The organism is Geodermatophilus saharensis (genome assembly GCF_900188205.1).
GTDB lineage: Bacteria > Actinomycetota > Actinomycetes > Mycobacteriales > Geodermatophilaceae > Geodermatophilus > Geodermatophilus saharensis.
On record NZ_FZOH01000001.1, the window covers coordinates 869,133 to 878,551 of the forward strand.

A 9,419-nucleotide genomic window follows, 5' to 3' on the forward strand; every position below is an offset into this window, starting at 1 on the left:
GCGAGGCACGGGGCACGGGGGTCCTTCGTCTAGCCGCGGGCGGCCTTGCCGATCAGGGAGTCGTCCAGGTGGGCGAGCAGGTCGGCCGGGTCGTCGTAGACCTCGTCGGCGCCGGCCTCGAGCAGCTCGGCGCGGGAGATGCCACCGCAGGTCACCCCGACGCACGGCAGCCCGGCGTCGCGGGCGGCCCGCACGTCCCAGACGGTGTCCCCGACGACGACGGTGCGGGAGGCGTCCAGGCCGTGTGCCTCGACGGCGGTCTGCAGCAGGTCCGGCGCCGGCTTGGCCGCCTCGACGTCGGCCGAGCAGGTGGTCCCGTCGACGACGTCCTCGCCGCCGATCGCCGGCACCATCCACTCCAGGTCGGACTCCTTGCCGCTGGTGGCCAGCACCACGGCCAGGCCCTGCTCCCGGCAGGCGGCCAGCAGGTCGTCGACGCGGGGGAAGGGCGTCACCAGCTCGCGCAGCGGCTCGTAGCGCCGGGTCTTGGCGTCGGACACCTCCTCGACGTCGTCGGCCCCGTCGCCGAGCAGGTGGGTGACCAGCTCCTCGCTGGCGATGCCGATCGAGCGGTGGCAGGCGGCCATCGACACGTCCTCGTGCCCGGTGTCGCGGAACGCCTGCCACCAGGCGAGGACCTGCAGGTAGTTGGTGTCGAGCAGGGTCCCGTCGACGTCGAAGAGCACGCCGGGCCGCTTGTCCTGGGTCACCGCGCCATCCTCACCCGGCCGCGCGGTCCCCGCTGCGGTTAGCCGGGGGGCGGGGACGGGCAAGGGGATCGCATGAGCGTCGTGAAGATCAACGCGATCACCGTGCCGCACCACGCCCAGGAGCGCTTCGAGGAGCGCTTCCGCGGCCGCGGCGGCGCCGTGGAGAAGACCCCGGGCTTCGAGTGGTTCGAGCTGCTGCGCCCCCTCGAGGGCACCGACCAGTACCTGGTCTACACCCGCTGGGAGAGCGAGGAGGCCTACCGGGCCTGGGAGGACGGCCAGGACTTCGCCCGCGCCCACGACGGCGGCGGCGACGAGCTCGCCCCGGCGGCCAGCGACTCCCACCACCTGTGGTCCTACGAGGTGATCGAGAGCTCGGCGCCCGACCGGCCCTGACCCCCGCGGCGGTCGGCGCCCGGCCGCCGCGGTGCCCGGCGCTACTGTGAGCCGTGGGCCGGACGTCCGCCGGCCCGGTTCCAGCACGAGCTCACGCAGGTGGGAGACATGACCGACACGCTCGCCGACAGCCGCACCTCCACCCGGGTCTTCACCGAGGGCGTGCCGGTGACCGTGGAGGACGTGACCCGCCGCCCGGTCGCCGCGCGCGAGGCGGTGCTCGCCGACCCCGGCTTCGGCCGCCACTTCACCGACTCGATGTTCGTGGCCCGCTACACCGCCGGCCGCGGCTGGCACGACGCGCGGCTCACGCAGTACGCGCCGCTGCAGGTCGACCCCGCCACCGCCGCGCTGCACTACGCGCAGTCGATCTTCGAGGGGCTCAAGGCCTACGCCCAGCCCGACGGCAGCGTGGCCACCTTCCGGCCCGAGGCCAACGCCGCCCGCTTCGCCCGCAGCGCCCGCCGGCTGGCCATGCCGCCGGTGCCCGAGGAGGCGTTCCTCGCCGCCGTCGACGCGCTGGTCGACGCCGACCGCGACTGGGTGCCCACCGGCCCCGACCAGACGCTCTACCTGCGGCCCTACCAGCTGGCCACCGAGCCCTTTCTCGGCGTCCGGCCGGCCGACGAGTACCTCTTCCTGGTCATCGCCAGCCCGGCCGGCGCGTACTTCCCGCGCGGGGTGCAGCCGGTGTCGGTGTACCTGTCGGAGGACTACATCCGCGCCGCGCCCGGCGGCACCGGCGACGTCAAGTGCGCCGGCAACTACGCCGCGAGCCTGCTGGCCCAGGAGCAGGCGATCGCCGCCGGCTGCGACCAGGTGGTCTGGCTCGACGCGACGGAGAAGCGCCACGTCGAGGAGATGGGCGGGATGAACCTGTTCTTCGTCCTCGGCTCCGGCGACGACGCCGAGCTGGTCACGCCCGAGCTCACCGGCACGCTGCTGCCCGGCATCACCCGCGACTCGCTGATCACCCTCGCCCGCGAGCGCGGCATGCGGGTCACCGAGCGCCGCTTCAGCGTCGACGAGTGGCGCTCCGGCGTCGCCGACGGCTCGGTCACCGAGACCTTCGCCTGCGGCACCGCCGCCGTCATCACGCCGGTCGGCGAGGTGCGGGCCCGCACCGGCGACTTCACCGTCGGCGACGGCACCCCCGGCCCGGTCACGATGAGCCTGCGCGAGCACCTGCTCGACATCCAGCACGGCCGGGTGCCCGACACCCACGGCTGGCTGCACCGGGTCGCCTGAGCGACCCGGCGGACCCCCAGGAGGACGGCGCGTGCGGCGCTGGCGCGGGCTGGCGGCCACCCCGGCCGACCTCGGGCGCACGGTGGTCACCGTCGGCATGTACGACGGCGTCCACCGCGGCCACCAGCAGCTCATCGGCACTGCCGTCGCCCGGGCCCGGGCGATGCACCGGCCCTGCGTGCTGGTCACCTTCGACCCGCACCCGACCGAGGTGGTCCGCCCCGGCTCGCACCCGGCGATCCTGACCTCGCTGGACCGCAAGGCCGAGCTCGTCGCCGGGCTGGGCGTCGACGCCATGTGCGTCATCCCCTTCACCCCGGACTTCAGCCGGCTCACCCCCGAGGAGTTCGCCCACGGCGTGCTCGTCGAGGACCTGCACGCCGCCGCCGTCGTCGTCGGGGAGAACTTCACCTACGGGCACAGGGCGGCCGGCGACGTGACGACCCTCGCGCAGGAGGGCCGCCGGTTCGGCTTCGCCGTCGAGGGGATCCCGCTGGCCGGCGACGACTCGGCCGACGGCGCGGTCACCATCTCCTCCACCTACATCCGCGCCTGCGTCGCGGCGGGGGACATGGAGAGCGCGGCGCGGGCGCTGGGCCGCCCGCACCGGGTGGACGGCGTCGTCGTCCGCGGCGACCGGCGGGGCCGGGAGCTGGGCTACCCGACGGCGAACGTCGAGAGCCCGCCGTTCACCGCGATCCCGGCCGACGGCGTCTACGCCGGCGCCCTGGTGACCCGCGCCCCGGACGGGTCCACGCGCGACAGCGCCCCGGCGGCGATCTCGGTGGGGACCAACCCGACGTTCCACGGCTCGCGGCGGACCGTCGAGGCGTACGTCCTGGACTTCGCCGGTGACCTGTACGGCGAGCACGTCGGCGTCGAGTTCGTCTCGCGGCTGCGGCCGATGACCTCCTTCGCCGGCGTCGACGCCCTCGTCGCGGCGATGGCCGACGACGTCGCCCGCACCCGCACCGTGCTGGGGCTGCCCCCCGCCGGGTGATCGCCGCGGGGGCCGCCTCCGGCGGCGCTGGTAGCCTCGGAGCGGTCGGGCGCCGCCCGACGAGTGTGCGACCTGCCCCCGTGACCCAGACCGGGGGCCACACGTGACCCAGGCCAGGAGGCCCGCCCATGCCGCTCGACAGCGCGACGAAGCAGCAGATCATGACCGAGTACGCGACGGTCGAGAGGGACACGGGCTCGCCCGAGGTCCAGGTCGCGATGCTCACCCGCCGGATCAGCGACCTGACCGAGCACCTCAAGCAGCACAAGCACGACCACCACAGCCGGCGGGGCCTGCTCCTGCTGGTCGGCCGCCGCCGGCGGCTGCTGAACTACCTGGCGAAGACCGACATCACCCGCTACCGCTCGCTCATCGAGCGGCTCGGTCTGCGCCGCTGACCCCAGAGGGGACCGTCCCACCGGGACGGTCCCCTCTCTCGTGGGGCACCCGCCCCACGGGACCACGGCGCCCGCCGTGCGGCCCGACGCTGGTCGGTCCTCGGTGGTGGCCCCCGGGCATGCCCCTCCACGGGAGGGGGAACGACTCCCGCGGGCTTCGATCGAAGACCGGTCATCCCGGAGCAGTCCGGCGCGAGACGCCACGAAGAGGACGTCGCCGCATGCGACGTAGGAAGAGGACACCGTGTCCGCACCCACCACCCAGGGCAGCCAGACCACCAACGGCGTGGCTGCCGAGTACGACCCCGAGGACGGGGTCACTACCGCCACCGCGGTCATCGACAACGGCAGCTACGGCAGCCGCAGCGTCACCTTCGAGACCGGCCGGCTGGCCAAGCAGGCCGCCGGCTCGGTCGTCGTCACCATGGGCGACAGCATGCTGCTGTCGGCCACCACGGCGGGCAGGCAGCCCAAGGAGCACTTCGACTTCTTCCCGCTGACGGTCGACGTCGAGGAGCGCATGTACGCCGCCGGGCGCATCCCCGGCTCGTTCTTCCGCCGCGAGGGCCGGCCCAGCGAGGACGCGATCCTCACCTGCCGCCTCATCGACCGCCCGCTGCGCCCGACCTTCGCCAAGGGCCTGCGCAACGAGGTCCAGGTGGTCATCACCGTGCTGGCGCTGGACCCCCAGCACCTGTACGACGTGCTGGCCATCAACGGCGCCTCCGCCTCCACCCAGCTGTCGGGCCTGCCGTTCTCCGGCCCGGTCGGCGGCACCCGCGTCGCGCTGGTCAACGGCCAGTGGATCGGCTTCCCCACCCACGCCGAGCTCGAGGACGCCGTCTTCGACATGGTCGTGGCCGGCCGCCTCCTGCCCGACGGCGACGTCGCGATCATGATGGTCGAGGCCGAGGCCACGGAGAAGACGATCCAGCTGGTCTCCGGGGGCGCCACCGCCCCGACCGAGGAGGTCGTGGCGCAGGGCCTCGAGGCCGCCAAGCCGTTCATCCGGGCGCTGTGCGAGGCGCAGTCGGCGCTGGCCGAGAAGGCCGCCAAGCCGGTCGCCGAGTTCCCGCGCTTCCTCGACTACTCCGACGACGTCTACGCCGCCGTCGAGTCCGCCGCCCTGGACCGCCTCACCCAGGCGCAGTCGATCGCCGGCAAGACCGAGCGCAACGACGCCACCGACGCGCTCAAGGACGAGGTCCTGGCCTCGCTCGCCGAGCAGTTCGCCGGCCGCGAGAAGGAGGTCTCGGCCGCCTTCCGCGCCGTCACCAAGAAGGTCGTCCGGCAGCGGATCCTGCGCGACAAGGTCCGCATCGACGGCCGCGGCGTCACCGACATCCGGCCGCTGTCGGCCGAGGTCGAGGTCGTCCCGCGGGTGCACGGCTCGGCGCTGTTCGAGCGCGGCGAGACGCAGATCCTCGGCGTGACCACGCTGAACATGCTCCGCATGGAGCAGCAGCTGGACACGCTGTCGCCGGTGACGCGCAAGCGCTACATGCACAACTACAACTTCCCGCCGTACTCCACCGGTGAGACCGGCCGCGTCGGCTCGCCCAAGCGGCGCGAGATCGGCCACGGTGCGCTCGCCGAGCGGGCGCTGGTCCCGGTGCTGCCCGACCGCGAGGAGTTCCCCTACGCGATCCGGCAGGTCTCCGAGGCGCTGGGCTCCAACGGCTCGACGTCGATGGGCTCGGTCTGCGCCTCCACCCTGTCGCTGCTCAACGCCGGTGTGCCGCTGCGCGCCCCGGTCGCCGGCATCGCCATGGGCCTGGTCTCCGACGAGGTCGACGGCAAGACCGAGTACGTCGCGCTGACCGACATCCTCGGCGCCGAGGACGCCTTCGGTGACATGGACTTCAAGGTCGCCGGCACGAAGGACTTCGTGACGGCGCTGCAGCTGGACACCAAGCTCGACGGCATCCCGTCCGACGTGCTCGCCCAGGCGCTGACCCAGGCCCGCGCCGCCCGGCTGCACATCCTCGACGTGATGAACGAGGCCATCGACGCCCCCGACGAGATGAGCCCCTACGCCCCGCGGGTCACCACGGTGCGCATCCCGGTCGACAAGATCGGCGCGGTCATCGGCCCCAAGGGCCAGATGATCAACTCGATCCAGGACGAGACCGGCGCCGAGATCACCATCGAGGACGACGGCACGATCTACGTCGGCGCCTCCGACGGCCCCTCGGCCCAGGCCGCGGTGGACCGGATCAACGCGATCGCCAACCCGCAGATGCCGAAGGTCGGGGAGCGCTTCCTCGGCACCGTCGTCAAGACGACCCCCTTCGGTGCCTTCGTCTCGCTGCTGCCGGGCAAGGACGGCCTCGTCCACATCAGCAAGCTGGGCGGCGGCAAGCGCATCGGCAAGGTCGAGGACGTCGTCAACGTCGGGGACAAGCTGCAGGTCGAGATCACCGACATCGACGCCCGCGGCAAGATCAGCCTCGTCCCGGTGGCCGCCGACGGCGACGGTGCCGCCTCCGGTGACGGCGCGGCCCCCTCCGGTGACCAGGCCGCCCCGGCCGACGCTCCCGCGGAGGCCTGACACGGCTACCGACCTGGGTCCGATCGGGGCCGGGGTGGGGACGGGGTCGACCGACCTCGCCTCCGCCCCGGCCCCGGCCGGTGTCACGCGCGTCCTCGACGTCGACGAGGTGGGCGGCCGCGTCGAGCGCACCGTGCTGCCCGGCGGGCTGCGGGTGCTCACCGAGACGATGCCCGGCGTCCACTCGGTCACCCTGGGCATCTGGGTGGGCGTCGGCTCGCGGGACGAGACCGCCCGCGTCTCCGGCGCCTCGCACTTCCTCGAGCACCTGCTGTTCAAGGGCACCCGCAGCCGCAGCGCGCTGGAGATCGCGACGGCGATGGACGCCGTCGGCGGTGAGATGAACGCGTTCACCGCCAAGGAGCACACCTGCTACTACGCGAACGTGCTCGACAGCGACCTCCCGCTGGCCGTGGCGCTGCTCGGTGACCTCGTCACCGAGGCGCTCAACACCGCCGAGGACCTCGAGTCCGAGCGGACGGTGGTGCTCGAGGAGATCGCCATGCGCGACGACGAGCCCGCCGACCTCGTGCACGACCTGTTCGCAGAGACGCTCTTCGGCGACACCGCACTGGGCCGCTCGGTCCTCGGCACGGTCGAGTCCATCGAGGGTCTGGCCCGCGACGACGTCGACGGGTGGTACCGCTCGCGCTACGCGATCCCCTCGATGGTGGTCACCGCCGCCGGGCGGGTGGACCACCAGCAGGTGCTCGACCTGGTGACGGCGGCCTTCGGCGACCGGCTCTCCGGCCCGGCCGGCCCGGCGCCGCTGCGGCGCGGCGAGGAACTGGACCTGGCCCGGCCGGCGCGGCCGGCCGGCCTGGTGTCGCGCCGCACCGAGCAGACCCACCTGCTCTACGGCGGCCTGGCCCTGAGCCGGTTCGACGAGCGCCGCTACGCCGCGGCGGTGCTCGAGACCGCGGTCGGCGGCGGGATGAGCTCACGGCTGTTCCAGGAGATCCGCGAGAAGCGCGGGCTGGTCTACAGCGTGGGCTCCTCGCTGAGCTCCTACGCGGGCACGGGCACGTTCTCCGTCTACGCCGGGTGCGCGAAGAAGCGGGTCCCGGAGGTGCTCCGGCTGGTGCGCGAGGAGCTGGCACGGGTGGCCGCCGACGGGCTGACCGCCGAGGAGGTCGCCCGCGGCCGGGGTCAGCTGCGCGGCGGCACCGTCCTGGGCCTGGAGGACACCGGGTCGCGGATGAGCCGGCTGGGCAAGAGCGAGCTGTCGCACGGGGAGTACGTCCCGGTGCGCGAGGTGCTCGACCGGATCGCCGCCGTCGACGAGGACCAGGTCCGCGCGGTCGCCGCCGACGTGCTCGGCCGCGACACCTGCCTGGCCGTCGTGGGCCCCTACCGCGAGTCCGACCTCGACCGGCTCTGACGTCCGTGCCCGTCCCGCCCCGGCATCCCGCGCTCCGCGTGCACGGCGCCCTGTCCCGTGGCGTCTTCGCCGTCACGGTGCTCGTCTCGCTCGCGGTCCTGTTCGCGCCCGGCGACGACGTGCCGGCCGCGCCGCCGGGCGTGGACAAGCTCGTGCACCTGGTGCTCTTCCTCGCCCTCGCCGTCACCGGCCGGTGGGCGGGGATCCGCGCCGTCCCGCTGGCGGTGCTGCTGGTCGGCTACGGAGGGGTCAGCGAGCTGCTGCAGGTGCTGTCGGACCTGCAGCGATCGGGCTCGGTGGTCGACTGGCTCGCCGACGTCGTCGGCACGGGTCTGGGTCTGATGGCCTGGTCCCGTGCCGAGCGGCGGGTCCCGGCCCGCTGACCCCGGGGTCCTGGTTTGCGCCGCCCGGGCGGCCCGGGAGACTGACCCGGTGACCACCGGCACCCCTGCTCCCGACCCCCAGGCCCGCGCGGACGGCGAGCCGTCCCGGATCCCGGTGGGCGTCCTGGGCGCCCGGGGGCGGATGGGCACCGAGGTGGTCAAGGCGGTCAACGCCGCCGAGGACCTCGAGCTGGTGGCGATGGTCGACGAGGGTGACTGGCTGTTCAACGTCGCCGACGCCGGCGCGCAGGTGGTCGTGGACTTCACCCGCCCGGACGTCGTCATGGACAACATCCGGTTCTGCGTCGACCACGACATCCACTGCGTGGTGGGCACCACCGGCTTCGACGAGCAGCGCCTCGCGACGGTCGCGGAGTGGCTGGAGCCCAAGCCCTCCGTCGGGGTCGTGATCGCCCCCAACTTCGGCATCGGCGCGATCCTGCTCATGCGCTTCGCGCAGGAGGCCGCCCGCTTCTTCCCGTCGACGGAGATCGTCGAGCTGCACCACCCCAACAAGGTCGACGCTCCCTCGGGCACGGCGGCGCGCACCGCCCGGCTGGTGGCCGCCGCCCGCCGCGACGCCGGCCTGCCGCCCCCGCCGGACGCGACCACCGACGCGCTGCCCGGGGCCCGGGGTGCCGACGTCGACGGGATCGCCGTGCACGCCGTCCGCCTCACCGGGCTGGTCGCGCACCAGGAGGTCCTCATGGGGGCGGCGGGGGAGACCCTGACCCTGCGGCACGACTCCTACGACCGCGCCTCGTTCATGCCCGGGGTCCTCCTCGCCGTCCGCGAGGTGGGCCGGCGTCCCGGGCTGACCGTCGGACTGGAGTCCTTCCTGGGCCTCTGAGCCGTGCTCCCGGGTGTGACGGAGACCCCGTGTGCACGGTCCCCGGGAGTCGTGTACTGTCTTCTCTGCGCCGAACGGAGCCCGCGAGGGCCACGGAGAAGCACCCAGGGTGCAGAGCTCCGGAAGACGGCGTAAGGTAGAACAGCCGCCATCGACGAAGCCCGCGAGGGTGGAGTTGGTGTGCGTCCGCTCCTTGAGAACTCAACAGCGTGCCGAAAGTCAGTGCCAAGTAATACCCCGTTCCGGGTCTTCGGGTCCGGATGGGATTCCTTTGGTTGATTGATTCCGCGAGTGTCAGCTCGCGGTTCTCGGCCTGGTATCAAGTTCATCTACGGAGAGTTTGATCCTGGCTCAGGACGAACGCTGGCGGCGTGCTTAACACATGCAAGTCGAACGAGGGCGCCTCTTCGGGGGTGTTCCTAGTGGCGAACGGGTGAGTAACACGTGGGCAACCTGCCCCCGGCTCTGGGATAACTCCAAGAAATTGGGGCTAATACCGGAT

The 9,419-nt window shown here is 73.2% G+C and carries 9 protein-coding genes and 1 rRNA gene; 9 read left to right on the top strand and 1 reads right to left on the bottom strand.

The window, feature by feature from the left end; genetic code table 11:
• Positions 1 to 29: 29 nt before the first annotated feature.
• A complete protein-coding gene (locus CHC04_RS04160) occupies positions 30 to 710 on the bottom strand; it encodes an HAD family hydrolase (RefSeq protein WP_089402562.1) in 681 nt (226 codons plus the stop codon).
• 72 nt (positions 711 to 782) lie between these two features.
• Here CHC04_RS04160 and CHC04_RS04165 point away from each other — a divergent pair, with 72 nt between their 5' ends.
• The 9 genes from CHC04_RS04165 to CHC04_RS04205 form a co-directional block, all read left to right on the top strand.
• Entirely contained in the window at positions 783 to 1,106 is a 324-nt protein-coding gene (locus CHC04_RS04165) for an antibiotic biosynthesis monooxygenase family protein (protein ID WP_089402563.1), read from the top strand.
• Positions 1,107 to 1,214: 108 nt separating this feature from the next.
• Positions 1,215 to 2,354 carry a branched-chain amino acid aminotransferase gene (locus CHC04_RS04170; protein ID WP_089402564.1) on the top strand — a complete coding sequence of 380 codons (1,140 nt, stop codon included), beginning with the start codon at positions 1,215 to 1,217 and terminating at the stop codon, positions 2,352 to 2,354.
• Between the two features lie 31 nt (positions 2,355 to 2,385).
• Positions 2,386 to 3,354, top strand: coding sequence for a bifunctional riboflavin kinase/FAD synthetase (locus tag CHC04_RS04175; protein WP_089402565.1), 969 nt, complete (start codon positions 2,386 to 2,388; stop codon positions 3,352 to 3,354).
• Between the two features lie 128 nt (positions 3,355 to 3,482).
• Complete coding sequence (rpsO, locus tag CHC04_RS04180; RefSeq protein ID WP_089402566.1) at positions 3,483 to 3,752, top strand: 30S ribosomal protein S15; 270 nt, start codon at positions 3,483 to 3,485, stop codon at positions 3,750 to 3,752.
• 244 nt (positions 3,753 to 3,996) lie between these two features.
• Positions 3,997 to 6,303, top strand: a complete 2,307-nt coding sequence (locus CHC04_RS04185) for a polyribonucleotide nucleotidyltransferase (protein ID WP_217897150.1) — start codon at positions 3,997 to 3,999, stop codon at positions 6,301 to 6,303.
• Positions 6,304 to 6,337: 34 nt separating this feature from the next.
• Complete coding sequence (locus CHC04_RS04190; protein WP_245816967.1) at positions 6,338 to 7,684, top strand: M16 family metallopeptidase; 1,347 nt, start codon at positions 6,338 to 6,340, stop codon at positions 7,682 to 7,684.
• 38 nt (positions 7,685 to 7,722) lie between these two features.
• A complete protein-coding gene (locus tag CHC04_RS04195; RefSeq protein WP_089402567.1) occupies positions 7,723 to 8,067 on the top strand; it encodes a VanZ family protein in 345 nt (114 codons plus the stop codon).
• 49 nt (positions 8,068 to 8,116) lie between these two features.
• Positions 8,117 to 8,917: a 4-hydroxy-tetrahydrodipicolinate reductase gene (gene dapB, locus CHC04_RS04200; RefSeq protein WP_089402568.1), complete on the top strand. Its 801-nt coding sequence runs from the start codon at positions 8,117 to 8,119 to the stop codon at positions 8,915 to 8,917.
• A 328-nt stretch (positions 8,918 to 9,245) separates the two neighbouring features.
• A 16S ribosomal RNA gene (locus CHC04_RS04205) occupies positions 9,246 to 9,419 on the top strand; the annotation flags it as partial.